Source organism: Woeseia oceani (assembly GCF_001677435.1).
Classification (GTDB): domain Bacteria; phylum Pseudomonadota; class Gammaproteobacteria; order Steroidobacterales; family Woeseiaceae; genus Woeseia; species Woeseia oceani.
In genome coordinates, this window is record NZ_CP016268.1 from 1 (window position 1) to 17691 (window position 17691).

Annotated in this window: 14 protein-coding genes; 9 read left to right on the forward strand and 5 right to left on the reverse strand. The window is 59.7% G+C overall.

Annotated features, from left to right (window positions below; translation table 11 throughout):
- Positions 1-19: 19 nt before the first annotated feature.
- Entirely contained in the window at positions 20-1366 is a 1347-nt protein-coding gene (gene dnaA, locus BA177_RS00005) for a chromosomal replication initiator protein DnaA (RefSeq protein ID WP_068611596.1), read from the reverse strand.
- A gap of 216 nt (positions 1367-1582) precedes the next feature.
- On the opposite strand from dnaA, the gene rpmH reads away from it, so the two are divergent.
- The 4 genes from rpmH to mnmE all read left to right on the forward strand — a co-directional run bounded on the left by rpmH (position 1583) and on the right by mnmE (position 5567).
- Positions 1583-1717, forward strand: coding sequence for a 50S ribosomal protein L34 (rpmH, locus tag BA177_RS18235; RefSeq protein WP_082989713.1), 135 nt, complete (start codon positions 1583-1585; stop codon positions 1715-1717).
- Positions 1717-2142, forward strand: a complete 426-nt coding sequence (gene rnpA / locus BA177_RS19105) for a ribonuclease P protein component (RefSeq protein WP_082989714.1) — start codon at positions 1717-1719, stop codon at positions 2140-2142. The genes rpmH and rnpA overlap by 1 nt, the downstream gene beginning before the upstream one ends.
- On the forward strand, positions 2143-3858 hold the full coding sequence (gene yidC / locus BA177_RS00015) for a membrane protein insertase YidC (protein WP_068611599.1): 1716 nt from the start codon (positions 2143-2145) through the stop codon (positions 3856-3858).
- A gap of 353 nt (positions 3859-4211) precedes the next feature.
- The gene (gene mnmE / locus BA177_RS00020) at positions 4212-5567 is read left to right on the forward strand and encodes a tRNA uridine-5-carboxymethylaminomethyl(34) synthesis GTPase MnmE (protein WP_068611601.1); all 1356 of its coding nucleotides are present in this window, start codon (positions 4212-4214) and stop codon (positions 5565-5567) included.
- 30 nt (positions 5568-5597) lie between these two features.
- On the opposite strand, the gene BA177_RS00025 is transcribed toward mnmE, so the two are convergent.
- Genes BA177_RS00025 through BA177_RS00035 form a run of 3 tightly spaced genes read right to left on the reverse strand, consistent with a single transcriptional unit; the run spans position 5598 to position 8991 of the window.
- Entirely contained in the window at positions 5598-6776 is a 1179-nt protein-coding gene (locus tag BA177_RS00025) for an ABC transporter permease (RefSeq protein ID WP_068611603.1), read from the reverse strand.
- Positions 6776-7504, reverse strand: a complete 729-nt coding sequence (locus BA177_RS00030; RefSeq protein ID WP_068611605.1) for an ABC transporter ATP-binding protein — start codon at positions 7502-7504, stop codon at positions 6776-6778. Before BA177_RS00030 ends, BA177_RS00025 begins: the two co-directional genes overlap by 1 nt.
- Entirely contained in the window at positions 7501-8991 is a 1491-nt protein-coding gene (locus tag BA177_RS00035; protein ID WP_068611606.1) for an alpha/beta hydrolase, read from the reverse strand. Before BA177_RS00035 ends, BA177_RS00030 begins: the two co-directional genes overlap by 4 nt.
- Positions 8992-9117: 126 nt before the next feature.
- Here BA177_RS00035 and mnmG point away from each other — a divergent pair, with 126 nt between their 5' ends.
- The 5 genes from mnmG to BA177_RS00060 all read left to right on the forward strand — a co-directional run bounded on the left by mnmG (position 9118) and on the right by BA177_RS00060 (position 16360).
- Entirely contained in the window at positions 9118-11022 is a 1905-nt protein-coding gene (gene mnmG, locus BA177_RS00040; RefSeq protein ID WP_068611608.1) for a tRNA uridine-5-carboxymethylaminomethyl(34) synthesis enzyme MnmG, read from the forward strand.
- A gap of 84 nt (positions 11023-11106) precedes the next feature.
- A complete protein-coding gene (locus BA177_RS00045; protein ID WP_082989715.1) occupies positions 11107-12738 on the forward strand; it encodes a peptide ABC transporter substrate-binding protein in 1632 nt (543 codons plus the stop codon).
- Positions 12739-12750: 12 nt separating this feature from the next.
- On the forward strand, positions 12751-13704 hold the full coding sequence (locus BA177_RS00050; RefSeq protein ID WP_231892471.1) for an ABC transporter permease: 954 nt from the start codon (positions 12751-12753) through the stop codon (positions 13702-13704).
- Positions 13701-14552: an ABC transporter permease gene (locus BA177_RS00055; RefSeq protein ID WP_068611612.1), complete on the forward strand. Its 852-nt coding sequence runs from the start codon at positions 13701-13703 to the stop codon at positions 14550-14552. Before BA177_RS00050 ends, BA177_RS00055 begins: the two co-directional genes overlap by 4 nt.
- A complete protein-coding gene (locus BA177_RS00060) occupies positions 14549-16360 on the forward strand; it encodes a dipeptide ABC transporter ATP-binding protein (protein ID WP_068611614.1) in 1812 nt (603 codons plus the stop codon). Before BA177_RS00055 ends, BA177_RS00060 begins: the two co-directional genes overlap by 4 nt.
- On the opposite strand, the gene BA177_RS00065 is transcribed toward BA177_RS00060, so the two are convergent.
- The gene (locus tag BA177_RS00065) at positions 16342-17676 is read right to left on the reverse strand and encodes a YdgA family protein (protein WP_197493235.1); all 1335 of its coding nucleotides are present in this window, start codon (positions 17674-17676) and stop codon (positions 16342-16344) included. The genes BA177_RS00060 and BA177_RS00065 overlap by 19 nt on opposite strands.
- Positions 17677-17691: the final 15 nt, after the last annotated feature.

Genomic DNA, 17691 nt, shown 5'->3' on the forward strand with positions numbered 1-17691 from the left:
TGTACACCACTTATCCACATCATCCTGTCAGAGTTCTTAGCAAATTCAAATAGTCATCGTCCAAGCGCTTTTCCACTTCACGCAAACTCGCTATACGCCGGCAACCGTGCAGCACTGTCGTATGATCGCGACCGCCGAAGGCATCACCAATCTCGGGCAAACTGTGATTGGTAAGTTCCTTCGCCAGCGCCATCGCCATCTGCCGTGGCCTGGCTACTGATCGACTACGTTTTTTCGACAACAAGTCGGCGACCCTGAGTTTGTAATAATCGGCTACCGTCTTTTGGATGTTTTCAATCGAAACCAGTCTTTCTTGCAACGCCAGCAAATCCCGCAAGGCTTCTTTGGCAAACTCAAGATTAATTGGCTGACCGGTAAATTCCGAATTCGCCATGACCCGGCGCAACGCGCCTTCCAGTTCCCGAACATTGGAGCGGATACGCTTGGCGATAAAAAACGCGACTTCCTCCGGCAGCGAAACGCCGGCTGCCTCTGCCTTGCTCATCAGAATTGCGACGGATGTTTCCAGCTCCGGCGGTTCAATCGCGACTGTCAGCCCCCAACCGAACCGGGACTGCAAACGCTCCTCAAGGCCGTGCACCTCTTTCGGGTACCGATCACAGGTCAAAACAATTTGCTTCTGACCTTCCAGCAAGGCGTTGAAGGTGTGAAAAAACTCCTCCTGAGACCGCTCCTTGCCGGCAAAAAACTGAATATCGTCAATCAACAGCGCATCCAGCGACCGATAGGAGCGTTTGAACGCCGAGATCGTGTTGTGTTGCAGGCCTTTCACCATGTCACCCACAAACCGCTCCGAATGCACGTAACTCACTCTCGCGCCAGGGTTCTTCGCCAGCATGGCATTACCAATGGCTTGCATCAGGTGGGTCTTGCCGAGGCCAACACCGCCGTAGATAAACAGTGGGTTGTAGCTCTTGCCGGGGTTTTCACCCACCTGGCTCGCGGCTGCCCGTGCAAGCTGATTGCTCTTGCCCTCAACGAAACTTGAAAAATTGAACCCGGGATTCAGCGTACTGACCACCGGATCCGGCGCCGGACCCGTAGCATTACCCGCAAAAGAGCGCCCCGGAGCCCGGTTCGGTTTAACTTCAGGTGGCACCTGCCTTGAGCCGACCTCAATGACCACTACCATCGCATCATCAATTGCTTCGACCAGCTTGTGAATCTGCTCAATGTAATGCTGTTTCAGCCAATCCACCACAAACCGGTTTGGCGCCAGCAACCGTAGTGTCTGTTCGCCTTCCACGGCCTGTAGCGGCCTGATCCAGGTATTGAATTGTTGCTCCGGAAGCTCCGCCTGGAGGTCGCGGACACAGCGATTCCAAAGCGACGAATTGCCCTGCAATTGAGCCCCCAAGGGTATAAACCTGACAGAAAAGCGCCGATTGGCGAGTGAACGCGCCAGTCTATACCGTCTCAGGGGGGCGCGCCAGCAAGCAGGGGCCGCGAAAAAAGCCGAACTAAAGCAGCCATCTGTTGACACAAATTAAGGCTCCGCGTACCCTTGCCGGCTCTTTTTAAGCCGGGGTTTAACCCTGGTCGATTTACAGGTATCCGGCACATGAAACGCACGTTCCAGCCCAGCACCCTAAAACGAGCCCGTACCCACGGCTTCCGCGCTCGTATGGCAACCAAAGCCGGCCGCCTCGTCCTGAAGCGTCGTCGCGCAAAAGGCCGTGCGCAGCTAACACCGTAATTACCCGCGAACCGGACAGCGTTACGACGCGCCACTCTGGCCGTGACTCTGACGCCGCACCGTTCTCGTTCGGACCTAACCGACGCCTTCCCAATAAAGCCGCCTTCAGCCGAGTATTCGCGAAGGCGCTCCGCAGCAGCGACCGATGTTTTACAGTGTTGTACCGATCCAGCGAGGAACCCGGTGCGCGGCTCGGTATGGCCATCGCGAAAAAAAATTGTCCGAAAGCGGTAGCAAGAAATCGTCTGAAACGCATAATACGCGAATCATTTCGTATGCATCAGGCGAGTCTGGCGGGCGTCGATATCATCGTGCTCAACAGACCGGGCGCTGAACGCATGACTAACACCGAGCTTTTCACGAGCCTTGCCCGGCATTGGCGGGCTTGCCAAAACACCGCACAGCGCGGGCAGGAAAACCGCTAAATGGAAAATCAAAGACTGCTGATATGGGCTACTTTTGGCCTCATGTTGTGGCTCAGCTATGAAGCCTGGATGCAAGACTACGGTCCGCAACCCCAAGCGCCGATCAGCAGCGAAACCATCAATGCTCCGACCGAGACGCCGCTGACAGATGACCTGCCGCCACTCCCCGCGGGGAGTGGCGATGCGGCCACTGACGGTCCCAGTCTCATGGAGCCGCAGGCCGTGGCCCCCAGTCCGGCAACCACGGCGGCCAGCGTTCACGTTACTACCGATGTCCTCGATCTGACGATCAGCCTGCGCGGCGCCACGATCACCGAAGCGCATCTGAAAAAATACCCGATCGCCAAAGACCAGCCGAACAAGGTCATTGCCCTGTTAAGCACGGAAAACGGTGATACCGGCGCACTGCAAACCGGCCTGCGGGCGGCGGATGGCGCGCCGGAAGCGAACCACCTGAGCACCTTCAGTAGCAGCCGCGATAACTACGAGCTGTCAGGCGACGTACTCGAAGTTCCGTTCACCTGGACCGACGAAAGCGGTCTGGTGGTCGAGAAGCGCTTTCGCTTTGCCCGCGGCAGTTATCGCATCGACGTCGTGCAAACCGTGCGTAATGGCACCGCTACCGTCTGGCGGGGCGCAAGCTACGCCCAACTCCAACGACGTTCGAAACCCGTCGACCGCTCAATGTTCGACGTCGATTCCTATTCTTTCGACGGCCCCATCATTTACGACGGCGAAAAGTCCACCAAACTGCAACGCGACGACCTATTGTCCGACGGCGCCTACAGCGTAACCGCCAGCGACGGCTGGGTTGCCGCGATTGAACACCATTTTCTCAGCGCGATAATTCCACCGAAAGCGGACACCCAGCGATACAACATTGCCATCATCAATGACGTGGTTGTTGCCAGCACCATAGGGCCCGCGCAACGCATAGCGCCCGGTGCGGAAATGGAATACCCGACGACCCTGTTCGTCGGCCCGAAGTTGCAACGCCAGCTGGACCAGATTTCCCCCAAACTCAAACTGACCGTCGACTACGGTTGGCTGACCCTGATCTCCGGACCGCTGTTCTGGTTGTTAAGCAAGGTACATACCCTTGTTCAGAACTGGGGCCTGGCAATTATTCTTGTCACCGTTTTGATCAAGCTCGCGTTCTACAAGCTGACCGAAGCCAGCGGCCGGTCAATGGCGAAGATGCGCAAGATTCAGCCGCGCATGAAAGCGCTGCAGGAACGCTACAAAGACGACCGGCAAGGCCTGAGCCAGGCCATGATGGACCTGTACAAGCGGGAGAAAGTCAATCCGGCGGCGGGTTGCCTGCCGATTCTGATTCAGATGCCATTCTTCCTCGCGTTCTATTGGGTACTGCTGGAAAGTGTGGAAATGCGCCAGGCGCCATTCGCTTTGTGGATAACTGACCTTTCCTCACGCGACCCGTATTTCATTCTGCCCATCATCATGGGTGTTGCGATGCTGTTCCAGCAACGCCTCAATCCGGCCCCGGCCGATCCGATTCAAGCACGGGTCATGCAGATCATGCCTGTCGTCTTCACCGGCTTTTTCGCATTCTTCCCGGCAGGCCTGGTTCTTTACTGGGTGACGAATACCTTGTTGTCCATTGCTCAGCAATGGCGTATCAACAAGGTTGTCGAGCAGGAAGACAAGAAGCGCAGCACCGGCAAAAAAGTCAAAAAGAATAAAGACAGCGACTGACCGCTAACAACGCGACTCAACACTCGATCGCGCCGCCCGTTTTGCTGTCAGCTCCGGTTTCGCTGCTTGCGGCAGAACGCTGACGAAAAGACGCTGCGGCGGCAAGCTACTTGCCGCCGCAGCGCCAAACTCTCACCCCACGTTGTCTGTGCAAACGGTTACCCTTCGCTTTACCACCCTCAAGTCACCGGCACCGGGTTGAAGAAATCCACCGGTTGCGCAATTCGCCTTGAAGTCAGGCCCGAATTGCGCGAACAATGCCCGTGCCATAGTTGCCGCGGAATAACTCGCTACTTTGCCACCGCTCCCAATGCGGAAAACCTCTGCAGGAAACGCGTTCTCCCAACAAGACCATGAACAGAGAAGAACCGCACTACATTGCAGACACCATTGTTGCCGCGGCCACCCCGCCCGGCCGCGGCGGTGTTGCTATCGTTCGCTTGTCCGGGCCCGATGCCGGCGCAATCGCCAGCCACATGTTGAACCGTCCGCTAAAGGCTCGACAAGCGGTGCTCAATACGTTCAGCGATGCAAACGGCGAGACCATTGATCACGGCGTCGCGCTGTGGTTTCCGGCACCGGCATCATTCACCGGTGAAGATGTCCTTGAATTGCACGGTCATGGCGGCCCGTTGCCTGTTGCAGCCCTGATAAAAGCGGCCACCGAGTTAGGTGCCCGCCGTGCCGAAGCCGGTGAATTCTCCCGCCGCGCATTCATGAACGGCAAACTGGACCTTGCCCAGGCCGAAGCCATCGCCGACCTGATCGACAGTGGCACCCAGCAAGCCGCGCGTGCGGCATTGCGAACCTTGAGTGGCGAGTTCTCAAACGCCGTCCACCATTTGCTTGAACAACTAATCCAGCTTCGCCTGCACGTCGAAGCCGCTATCGACTTCCCTGAAGAAGAAATCGATTTCCTTTCGGACCGGCAATTGCTGGCCCGGGTGGACACCGTTGCTGCTGCAATGCACGTGCTGGGCGAGCGTGCGCGTGCCGGCCGGGTTCTGCGTGATGGCTTGCAGGTGGTCATTGTGGGCGAGCCGAATGCCGGCAAATCGAGTCTCCTGAATCTCTTGTCCGGCCAGGATGCTGCCATCGTCACCGAAATCGCCGGCACCACCAGGGACATACTTCGCGAGCGTATCGATATTGACGGCTTGCTGGTTGAGCTCATCGACACTGCCGGATTGCGCGACAATCCCGACAGGATTGAAGCGGAGGGCATACGCCGCGCCCTTGAGGCCACGCAAACCGCCGATGCCGTGCTCTGGGTTATTGATTCGGCAAAGTACAGCAACTCGGAACCTGAACTGCCCGCCGAAATTCCAGCGGGAATCCCGCTATTGAAAGTTCGCAATAAAATCGATCTCAGCGGCGAAACGGCCGGTATACAGAACACCATGGCAATTGGTATATCCGCACAAACCGGCATCGGCGTTGCTGCCTTACGCGATGAGCTGAAGCGCGTTGCCGGGCTTGGCGATATCGGCGAGGGCAGTTTCACCGCTCGCCAACGACACCTCGATGCAATCGCACTCGCACAAAAGCATTTTGCGCAAGGCGTCAGCGCATTGCGTAACGATGCGGCTGGCGAATTGTTTGCGGAAGAACTGCGCCTCGCTCAGGACGCGCTTGGCAGCGTCACCGGCCGATTCACGAGTGATGATTTGCTCGGCAGGATCTTTTCGGAATTCTGCATCGGCAAGTAGCTCACCGCAGCGCGACCGGGAGACCCACGTCTAACCGAGTAAGCCCTCGCGCCGATAAAGGCGCGCACAAAGCCACGCCGTTGCCGCACCGAGTGCCAGCGTCGCGCTGGCAGACACCGCAACGTGTAACAGGTTGACCGGTTCGTTGCGTATCAGGCTGTTTAGCAACAAGTGCTGACTGAGGCTGGGGATAAGCATCAACTCAACACTTGGCCGAACCTGCAGAATACTCACAATCAGTATGGGTAGCGTCGGCGCAAGCAAGACGGCACTCAACCAGGTCTGTGCTTCCTTGTAGCTGCGGGTGAACGACGCAACCAGGGTCATCAGAGCAGCACCGAGCAAGGCAAACGGTACCAGCAAGAAAAACGCGGTCATTACCACAAGGGGACCGAAGTTCGGGGTCATGCCCAGTTGTTCAAGGGGCACGAAACGCAATGTCACGTAAAACGAAACAAGGCTCAGACACAGCGACATGGCCATAAACAAACAAGCCGCAAGAATCTTGCCGATGATCAACTCGTCACGTGATACCGGCAGGCACAACAACGGTTCCAGGGAGCCGCGCTCGCGTTCTCCCGCTGTCGCATCAATAGCGAGATTCATTCCGCCGGTTAACAGCGCAAAGATAAAAAAGTAACTCAACATGCCGAGCAATATGGCCGAACGGCCGCTCGGCGTGGATACGTCAACAACATCAATATTCAGCGGCCGCATCAGCATCGGATTCACCCCGCGCAGGGACAGACGCAAGCCGGCGAGCTCTCTGCCGTAACCGGCTAATGCCCGGGTTGCGCGCCGCGCTTCGCGTTCCGCACTGGTATTTGCCTGGTCCGATATCACTTCGATCAAGGCGGGCACCGCATCGGCCAGTTGCTGACCGAACTCCTCCGGAATAAGCACCACTACATCGTACTCGCCATCTTTGACCGCCTGCAGAGCGGCCTCCCGGTCTGCAGGTCCGTCGACGACATTGATGTTTTCACTTTCCAGATACCGCAACAGGTTTGGTGCGTACTCCTGCCCGATGACCGGTAACAACAGCGCTTCCGTCTCGTTGCTGAGTGACTGATTGAGCGAAAGATTGATCACGAAGGCAAACAGAATGGGTCCAAACAACGGGCCCATCAGCAAGGCTGACAAAAGGGTTCGTCGATCCCGGAAGTTATCCATGACCTCTTTATTAAACACGACACGAAGTGTGCGCATCAGCGTTCGTCCTTACTCGAAATTGCGCTGACGAACGCATCTTCCAGATCATCGCAGCCGGTTGCGTTCCGAATGCCGTCCGGGCTGTCGTGCAAGGCTACTTTGCCACCCGCGATGATGACGATCTCATCGCACAGTGCAGCAACTTCCTGCATGACATGACTGGAGAAAAGTACGCAGCGCCCCGCGTTCTTCAACGTGCGTACCAGGTCCCGCAAGGAACGCGTTGCCATCACATCCAGACCGTTACTTGGTTCGTCGAGGACTACGTTTTGCGGACCGTGCACCAACGCCCGTGCGAGTGCGACTTTGGTTTGCTGTCCCTGGGAAAAACCGCGGGTCCGGCGGTCGGCAAAATCGCGCAGATCGAGTTCATCAATCAGGCTTTCAATTCGTTCTTCAATACTGTCTTCGGCCACGCCATAAAGTCGCGCGTAATAGCGAATGTTTTCGCGCGCCGTGAGGTGCGGGTACAGCCCCGAGCCATGTGGCAATGTGCCGATCGCGGCCCGTGCTTTGAGGCTGTCGTCAACGACATCGATGCCATCAATCGTGGCACTGCCACTGTCCGGCTTGAGCACCGTGTAGAGGATGCGCAGCGTGGTTGATTTGCCGGCCCCGTTCGGCCCAAGCAGCCCGGTGATCCGGCCGTCGCCCGCGGCGAAGCTGACGCCATCAACCGCTTGCACGGCGCCAAAAGACTTACGCAGGTCGTTGACTTCAATCATGGCGCGGGCCCGGAAAAATCAAGAAAAAACGGCATCGCAAACAATTGTTTGTCGAGGCACGTTGCGTCGAGGTCCTGCACTGATGCCGTATCGACGAATGTCGCAACCAGCTCCGGCACACAGCCCCGCGCTGCCAGACCGTGGCCCTGGTTGCGACCAATAAGGTGCCGGGCATTGCGCAGTTCGACAGCCGCCAGTTCCGCGTAAGCCGGCGGCGTTATCGGGTCGGCTTCCCCGGATAGCAGCAACACCGGCAGGTCCGTGGACAATGGTTGTTTAAACCCGTCATCAATCACGCCCGACGGCCAGATCGAACAGGCAATGCGCATGCTGTCGAGCAACACGGGACCGATGTAGGTTTGCCCCAGCGCCGCGCGCTCCTCCGCAGCAACTTTCGCAAAAGGAATATCTTCCGTGCAGACAACCGCATTGTGCATGCCGATACTGAGTGACTCCGAGAGCGCGCCGGTATTCTGCAAATACTGTCCGGCAAGCGGCGCAAGATTGCCGTTAGCCGCTTCGTGTATTAACAAGGGCATTAATGCAATCGTACTCGGGTGATAGCTGAGCAAGCGCAGCGCGCCGGCAAATTCGTCCGGGCCAAAATCGATACTGTCGCGTCGACCGGTAAGCGGGTCGTTCAAGGCAACGGTCGCCGGCCTGGCACTCAGGCGCGCCTTGAGTTCGGCAAACTCGTTATCCAGTTGTGGAAAACGTTCGTGGCAGGCGCTGTCTTCGCGGCAGCGGTTGAGTACCGAGTCGAGCGCCCGTTGTGCTTCATTCGCGATGGCCGGGCCTAACGCGAGCTGCGGCGGCACAACGCCATCGAGAATCACGCTGCGCACGGACTCCGGATAACGTCGGGCGTAATGTTGCGCGACCCTGGTACCGTAGGAAATTCCGTACACATTGAACTGCGCGTAGCCGAGCGACTCGCGCAGCGCTTCAAGGTCCTGTACAGCGATGCTGGTAGTGAAGTAGCGCGGATCGTGTTCCAGCGATTCGAGGCATTCGCGGGTGGCGTCCAGCGTTTGCGTGTCACCGATCGTCGCGGTGGTCAGTTGTTCGACCACCTCGCAGTCCAGTGCAGATGACTGCCCGGTCCCGCGCTGGTCGAGCAGCACGATGTCGCGGGTTCTGCGGACATCTTCAAAGGCTGTCGCAATCGCCGCATAAAACTCCGTCGAGGCCTGACCGGGGCCGCCGGCAATCGGTACAAACGGGTCAGCTTCGGGCTCGAGGCTCAGGGCTGGCACAACGGCCACGTTCAGATCGATCAGCGGTGAGCCGTCATCCGCCGGGTTCAGGGGGCGCAGAAGGATGCCGCAGCGCGCCTTGATGCGCGGAAAACCAGGCCCTGCGCTGATACGACAGTCCTGCAAATCAATGCTGTCCGCGGGTGCCGCTGGCAACAGGCCCGGTAACAGGCAGAAGGCGGCAAGCAGTGCTGTTCTCAATAAACGGGCCTCGGTCAACAAGCCGCTCATCTTCCGTTTTGCGGCCGGCGGAGTCAAAAGGAGTCGCTCAGGCTGGCCACTTTCACGGGCTTTTCTGGCAAGTGGCGGGGGGGGCGATTAGAATCCGCCCTCCCGGAGCTTGCCAGTCGAGTCCCAATGTCCCAGCAGCAGCAATTTGATGTCATCGTCGTCGGCGGCGGTCATGCCGGCACGGAAGCGTGTCTGGCGGCCGCGCGCTCTGGCGCGCGCACGTTGCTGTTGACCCATGCCGTGGCAACGCTGGGTCAAATGAGCTGCAACCCGGCCATCGGCGGCATCGGCAAGGGCCACCTGACCCGCGAAATCGATGCCCTGGGCGGCGCCATGGCGCGCGCTATCGATCAGGCGGGGATTCATTTCCGGACCTTGAACGCCAGCAAGGGACCGGCCGTACGTGCAACCCGGGCGCAGGCCGACCGCGAACTGTACCGCCAGGCCATCCAGCGCATCTTACTCAGCCAGCCCGGCCTTACGATCGTCGAACAAGCGGTCGACGACCTGGTGCTCAAGAACGAGAAGATTGCCGGCGTCGTGTGTGCCAATGGCGATCGTTACACCGCCGCGGCCGTGGTTCTAACGGTCGGTACGTTCCTCGGCGGTCGAATCCTGATTGGACAGACGGAGCGACCCGGTGGCCGGGTCGGCGACCCGCCGTCCATCCGCCTGGCCGACCGTTTGCGCGAAATGCCGTTCCGCGTCGCTCGCCTGAAAACCGGCACACCACCGCGCCTGGATGGCTCGACTCTCAATTACGCGCTGATGGATGAACAGCCCGGCGACGAACCGGTGCCGGTGTTTTCATTTCTTGGCAAGCGTGCCGAACACCCGCGGCAAATCAGTTGCTTCATTACCCGCACCACCGAACGCACGCACGATATCGTGCGTGGGGCGCTCGATCAGTCCGCCATGTACAGCGGCAAGATCGAAGGCGTGGGACCTCGTTATTGCCCGTCGGTCGAAGACAAGATCGTGCGCTTCGCCGATAAGTCTTCGCACCAGATTTTCGTAGAGCCCGAAGGCCTGACAACCAGCCTTGTTTATCCGAACGGCATTTCCACGAGCCTGCCGGAATCCGTTCAGCAAGAGTTCGTGCATTCCATTCCCGGTTTCGAGAACGCGCGCATTACTCAGCCGGGCTACGCCATCGAATACGACTATTTCGACCCGCGGGACCTGAAGCTGACGCTGGAAACCCGGTTCATCGGCGGGCTCTATTTCGCCGGCCAGATCAATGGCACGACCGGCTACGAAGAGGCTGGCGCTCAGGGTTTGCTCGCGGGTCTCAATGCATCCCGTCATTCGCGCGGCTACGCGGGCTGGCAGCCGGCCCGTCACGAAGCGTACCTCGGCGTATTGGTCGACGACCTCGTTACCCGCGGCGTCAGCGAACCGTATCGCATGTTCACCAGCCGCGCGGAATACCGGCTGATGTTGCGCGAAGACAATGCAGACCAGCGGCTTACCCCGCTCGGCCGCGACTTTGGTCTGGTAGACGACACCCGCTGGCAGGTTTTCAATGACAAGTGTGCGGCCGTCGCCAGTGAACGCGCGCGGCTTGCCGGCATCGTCCTGCATCCGGCCGCCATGACGGCCGCCGACCACGAGCTGTTAAGTTCGCCCTTGCAGCGGGAAGTCACCGCGCTGGACCTGATCAAACGGCCGGAACTGAACCACGCCAGCCTGTGTTCGCTGTCCGCGGTCGGACCCGCCGTGTTCACTACATTGGCGGACGAAGTTGCCGACCAGGTAGCGCTCGCGCTCAACGTCGAAGCCAAATACGCCGGCTATATTGAACGCCAGGAGCGTGAAATCGCGCGCCATGCCCGCCAGGAAACCCTCGCGCTGCCCGCCGATATCGACTATTCAACCGTAACCGGCCTGACGACCGAAGCGCGGCAGCGTCTTGAGGCCGTGCGCCCGCAAACCCTGGGTCAGGCATCGCGCCTGGAAGGCGTCACGCCGTCCACCATTTCGCTCTTGCTGATACACCTGAAGAAGCAGACCTTCCGCCGCAGCGCCTGACGGCTACAAAATTGCGACGCGGTTGGCACCCGCGGCCGCCAATTACGCTATGCTCATCGGCCCCGGGGCTGGGAAAGCAACGACTTGGAAGGCAAGCACCGCAAGCTGAGCTCATGGTTCCTGACGGCAGTCGCCGTGTTGGTGGTGCCGCTGCTGTTCGCGTGTTCCGGACCCGTGGACAACGGGGGTACGCTGCTGAACCGTGGTGTTGGCCCGGAGCCGGAGTCCCTGGACCCGCATCACACCCGCACGACCCAGGCGCACCGCGTGCAGCGCGACCTGTTCGAGGGCCTTGTTGGCTACTCGGCCGATGGGGTCCTGATACCTGCGGCCGCCGAGCGCTGGGAAGTCTCTGACGACGGCAAGCGCTACACCTTCTGGATTCGTGACACTGCCCGTTGGTCCAACGGTGACCCGGTAACCGCAGATGATTTCGTTTACAGCTTCCGCCGGCTGGTGAATCCGGAAACCGCTGCGTTTTACGGTGAGCTGATGATTGCCGTCAAGAACGCGCCGGCCATCATCGAAAAAAAGCTGAACGCAGACTCGCTCGGCGTTACGGCGCTTGGCCCAAAGCAGCTGCAGATTACGCTGGACTACCCGGTGCCGTACTTCATCGGTCAGCTCGCGTTGGTCAGTGCATACCCGGTGCATGCTGCAAACATCGCTGAACACGGCGACAGCTTTGCACGCGCTGGCAAACTCATCAGTAACGGTGCTTATCAACTCAAGAACTGGGAGCTGGGTTCATTTATTGAGCTGACGCGTAACCCGCACTACTGGAATAACGCCGCAACGCAGATCGATCGGGTTCGCCATCACGTGACTGTCGAGGCGAGTGCCGAGCTGTACCGATACCGTGCCGGCGAACTGGACATTACGGCCGTTGTGCCGTCGGAGGCCTACGCGCAACTGGCGAAAGACCGCCCCGACGAATTGCGGGTAGCACCGTTTCTTGGCACGTATTTCTACGGCTTTAACCTCATGCAGGAAAAGCTGCGCGACAATCCGAAGTTGCGCGAAGCGTTGTCGATGGCAATTGACCGCGATGTGCTGACAGAGAAAGTGACTGCGCGCGGAGAGCAGCCGGCCTGGAGCTGGGTGCCACCCGGCATTGCCAACTACGCGCCGCAACGTTTCAGTTATGCCGATTTGCCGCGCGCAGAGCGGCATGCTGCGGCGCGGCGCTTGTACCAGGAAGCCGGCTACGGAGCCGACAAGCCGTTGCAGATCGAAATCCGCTACAACACCGCCGAAACGCACGAACGCCTGGCGCTTGCGATTCAATCCATGTGGCAGGACGTGCTTGGCTTCGAAGCAACCCTGATCAATGAAGAGTTTCGCGTCCTGATCAGCAACATCCGCGAGATGCGCATAACGGAGTTATTCCGTTTGAGCTGGAACGGCGATTACAACGACGCACATTCATTCCTGAGTATTTTCGAATCCGGCAATGCTTCGAATCTGACCGGCTACCAGAACCCGCGGTTTGATGAGCTCATGCAGGCCGCTGCGCAACAGGTCGATCCGCAGTTGCGACGGCAATACCTCGAACAAGCCGAGCGTGAGATGCTCGACGATCACCCGGTGATCCCGCTCTACATTCATGTCAGCAAACATCTGGTCAGTCCGCGCGTACAGGGCTGGCAAGACAACGTGCTGGATTTTCACTACAGTCAGCACCTGAGTTTGCGCGACAGCAACGACCCAGAATAACGCGCAACAACCATGGGTAACTCAATGCACAGCATGGGCGCCATTCGCTTCGCCTTGTTTCGCCTGTTGGCCGCAATTCCGACCTTGTTGCTGGTCATCGCAATCGCGTTCCTGATGGTGCACGCCGCACCCGGTGGTCCGTTTGACGAGGAGCGGCGTTTGCCGCTTGAGATCGAAGCGAATATCGCAGCGGCCTACCATCTTGATGAATCATTGCCGGAACAATTCTGGCGCTATCTTTCCGGACTGGCAGAGGGCGATCTCGGGCCTTCCTATCGCTACCGCGAATACCGTGTCGCCGAACTCATCGGCGCGGCGATTCCTGTCTCTCTGGCGTTAGGTGCCATCGCCATGTTGCTGGCATTGCTGGTCGGGGTTGGTGGCGGTATAGCGGCGGCCCTGGCGCATGGCAGTCGTCGTGACCGGATTATTTCGGCGCTGGCAATGAGCGGCATTTCTTTGCCGGTGTTCGTCATCGCGCCAGCACTGGTCCTGCTGTTTGCGGTTTACCTCGGCGTGCTTCCCGCGAGCTGGAGTGGCGCGGACGGCGGAGTGTCACGCTATGTGCTGCCGGTGTTCGCACTGGCGTTGCCGCAGGTTGCCTACATCACACGCCTGACCCGCGCGAGCATGATCGAAGTGATGAACAGCGACTTCATTCGTACCGCGCGCGCTCAGGGTTTGCGGACCGCCAGTGTGGTCCGCCACCACGCGCTGAAGCCGGCGATGTTGCCGCTGCTGTCGTACATGGGGCCGGCCATCGCCGGCATCCTGACCGGCTCGGTCGTCGTCGAGCAAATCTTCGGTATCCCCGGTCTTGGCCAGCTGTTCGTACGCGCTGCTCTTAACCGGGATTACACGCTCGTCCTCGGCAGCGTCATTTTCTACGCAACGCTGGTCATCCTGCTTAACCTGCTGGTGGACATGCTTTACGGCTTTCTCGATCCACGGATCCGTCAGCGATGAACCCGGCACTACAGGCACTCGCAAGCCGCGTCACCGCCAGCCGTACAGTGCGGGCTTGCGGAATAGTGCTGATCGTCATTGCGGCAATCGCCGTGCTGGGTCCGCTCATTTCCCCGAACGACTTTCGCACAGCGGACTTCGACCTGCGGTTAACGCCGCCGACGCTGGATGGGCTGCACCTGTTTGGCACGGACGACCTTGGCCGCGATCTGTTTGTGCGCGCGATGATGGGTGTGCAGATCACCTTGGTCGTTGCCATAGTCGCGAGCCTGGTGAGCCTTGCGATAGGTGTCGTGTACGGCGCTGTCGCGGGTTTCGTCGGTGGCCGCGTTGATGCGCTGATGATGCGCATCGTCGATGCGCTGTACGCGTTGCCGTTCATTTTCTTCGTCATCCTGCTGATGGTGGTTTTCGAACGAAACTTCCTGTTGATCTTCGTTGCTATCGGCGCGGTCAACTGGCTGGACATGGCGCGTATTGTTCGCGGTCAGACACTGGCATTGAAAGAACGTGAGTTCGTTGCCGCGGCCAGAGTCAACGGCGTATCGACAGCGAGCATCATTTTCCGTCACATCACGCCGAACCTGCTGGGCGTTGTTATCGTGTACGTCACGCTGACGGTGCCGCAGGCCATACTGATCGAATCGTTCCTGAGCTTTCTCGGTTTGGGTATTCAGGAACCGCGAACCTCACTCGGCGCGCTGGTTGAAGGTGGAACCGGGCATATGGAACAGGCTCCCTGGGTATTGTTGCTGCCCGCGACACTGCTCGCCGTTATCCTGTACTGCTTTAATTTTCTCGGCGACGGACTGCGCGATGCGCTCGACACGACGGAGCACGACCGGTGACCTTGCTCAGTGTCAGTGAACTGAACCTGCGTTACGCTCAGAACCCGGTGCTGCAGGACTTGCAGTTCAGGATTGCAGGCGGGGAAACGGTCGGCTTGGTGGGTGAATCCGGCAGCGGCAAGACTCAGACCGCACTCGCGTTGATGGGCTTGTTACCGAAAGGTGCTGAGCTCCGCGGCAGCATTGTGTTCGCCGGCAAAGAACTGTGCGGCGCCAGTAATGCCACCTACAACAAAGTCCGCACCTGCCACATGGCCATGGTTTTTCAGGACCCCTCGCAGGCGCTCAACCCGTACCTGAGCATCGGCGATCAACTGCAGCGGGTGCTGCTGGAACACCAACTCGCGGCCGGGACGGCAGCATTCGCTCGTGTTACCGATATGTTGCGACAGGTTGGTTTGCCGGATCCCACCCGACAAATGCGGGCTTATCCTCACCAGTTGTCGGGCGGCATGCGGCAGCGCGTAATGATCGCGGCCGCCTTGCTCGGCGAACCCGAGTTGCTCATCGCGGATGAACCGACTACAGCACTCGACGTGACGGTGCAGGCGCAGATTCTCGATCTCCTGGCGGAGCTGCGAACACGCTATGGCAGCACCTTGCTGTTGATCACTCACGACCTCGGTATCGTGGCCGGCAATTGCGAACGGACACTGCTGCTTGATCAGGGTCGCATTATTGAAGCAGCCGACACCGCGACGTTCTTCGCAGCGCCACAACACGAACGAGGAAAGGCGATGCTCGCCGCGTCTCCTGCATTACAGGACATACGCACAGCACCGCTATTGCGCGCACCGAAACCGCTCATCGAAGTGCTCGATGTCAGTGTCAGCTATCACAGCAAACCGCACGGCTCGGTGTGGAAGCGCAATGAAGTCAAAGCTGTGCGCAATGTCAGCTTTGACGTGCAGCGCGGTGAAACGGTCGCGCTGGTGGGCGAGTCGGGATCCGGCAAGAGCAGCCTGGCACGTGCGCTGCTGGGGTTGCTACCGCCGGCAGCCGGGCGCATCCGTTTTCTCGGTGACGACCTCGAGGCCCTGACGGAGCACCGGCAGCAAAGCCAGCGCCGCGATATGCAGCTCGTATTTCAGGAGCCGCTGGCTTCGCTCAACCCGTCTATGCGGGTCGCGGCCGTTGTCGACGAACCTTTGCGCGTGCATGAACCTCGCATGTCGGCGGCAGAACGCCGTGCTGCCGTTGCCACGATGTTGCAGCGCGTCGGACTTGGCAGCGATATGGGCATGCGATTCCCGCAGCAGCTTTCCGGCGGGCAGGCGCAACGGGTGGCACTGGCTCGGGCGCTGATTGTCATGCCGAAACTGCTGGTGCTCGACGAGGCGGTGGCTGCGCTCGACGGCGAGGTGCGCGCCGACGTGTTGCGGCTGTTGCGCGAAGAACAATCGGCACGTGGTTTGTCGCTGTTGTTTATCTCGCACGATCTGAGCGTGGTGAAGTCGATCAGCCACCGGGTGCTGGTGATGTACCTGGGAACGATATTCGAGCACGGGTCCGGCCAGCAGCTGTTCAGTCAGCCGCGCCACCCGTATACGCGAGCCTTAATTGACTCCGTGCCGATTCCCGATCCGAACGTTGCGCGGCGTCCTGCAGCCGTACCCGGCGAAGTGGCGTCAATCGCGGCTCCACCCACCGGCTGCCCGTTTCATCCACGCTGTGTGTACGCCGAGACGCGTTGTCGCTCGGAAGTACCGCCCTTGAGCCGGGTGGACGGTACCTGGGTGGCTTGCCATCGCGCAGGCGAGCTGGACCTCTGTTTGCCGTTGAGCCGCGATCACCGCCAATCGTTCTGAGTGCCCGGCATGGGGACCGGCATTGGCGCGCCGTTAATTGTGGCGAGTCCTTTCGCGTACGCGGCGCGCAAGACATAAACATCGCCTTCACGGCGCAGGAAGCCGGTCGCAATCAACGGTTGCAGCTGTAGCGCAAGGTCCGGCATTGCGTCGACCACACTGACCGGCAATTCGACATCCGCTTTGCCTTCAAGTGCCAGCAGCAGTCCTGGCCAACTTCGCAGGCGATCTGACGCCGGTACTTCGAGTGCCACGAGGGCCGCGAGTTCGCCGTCGTCTGTTTGCACACGCAGCTCGTCGATCGTCAGTTTGCCGCCCGCCGACAGCAGCAAGCGCAGTTCTTCGTCCGCTTGCGAATAAGCAACGTCATCCAGCGTAGAGGAATTCCCTGCAACACCGGACATTCTGCGCAGCACGGGCCGCAGGAAGCGGGCTTGCAGATCACTGACAGTCGCGTGCAGCTTTACGTTTTGTTGTCCCCGGGTGCCGTTCAAACCGGCTATGTCCAGATGCAGGTCGCCGTTGAACAGCTCACCGGCCAGTGCCGACTCGGCCTTTGCCGTCAGTACGGCCCAGCGCGTCTCCGAATCGCTCGCGCGGCGAATCCGGGTATCCGTGAGTGCCAGCTCGAACGAGCCTACGGCAATACCCCGGTCACTCATGACGATGTCCGTTGCCGATGTCAGGCTGGCGAAGGACAGTGCTTCGCTGCTGAGATCTATGGACCAGTCGTCGAGCTGGGCATTGGCGCGCAGGGCGCTGCCATCCGCGTTGCTGGTGACCTGGATATCGGCCGCGGCCCAGCTGGCGGAAATGCCATTGGCCGCACGCCGACCGGCTGGCAACTGGTAGTGGAAGCGCGCCGAACCGTTGATGCCCAGGCGACTGACCAGCTTGCCCGGCAAATCGACCACGCGCTCCGGCGCCAGTTCGAGCCGCAGGGTGGACAGTCCGCTCGCAATGGCCGGTAGCAATGACGATGCATCGCGGCCTATGGCGCCGAACGGCAGCAGGCCGTGGTCAAGCCGGGTATCGATCAGCAGCACGGGCGTAACGCCCGCTTCCGGCGCCGAGCCGCTCATCGCCAGCGCCAGTTCGGCAAGCTCCGGATCGCTGATCGGGACCCGGTACTGGCCCGCGGAGGTAAACCAGCCCCGTTCGAAACGGGCCGTGTCTACGGCGAGTTGCGGATCGCGCGCTTCGGCAAAGTCTATTTGCTGTTCAATAGCGCGTTCAGCCAGGTGGCCGACGATCCCGGGCGAAATCAGCAACAACACGGCCAGCGCGAGAAGACCCAGCAACAACCAACGTTTCAAGGACAAGCTCCACGG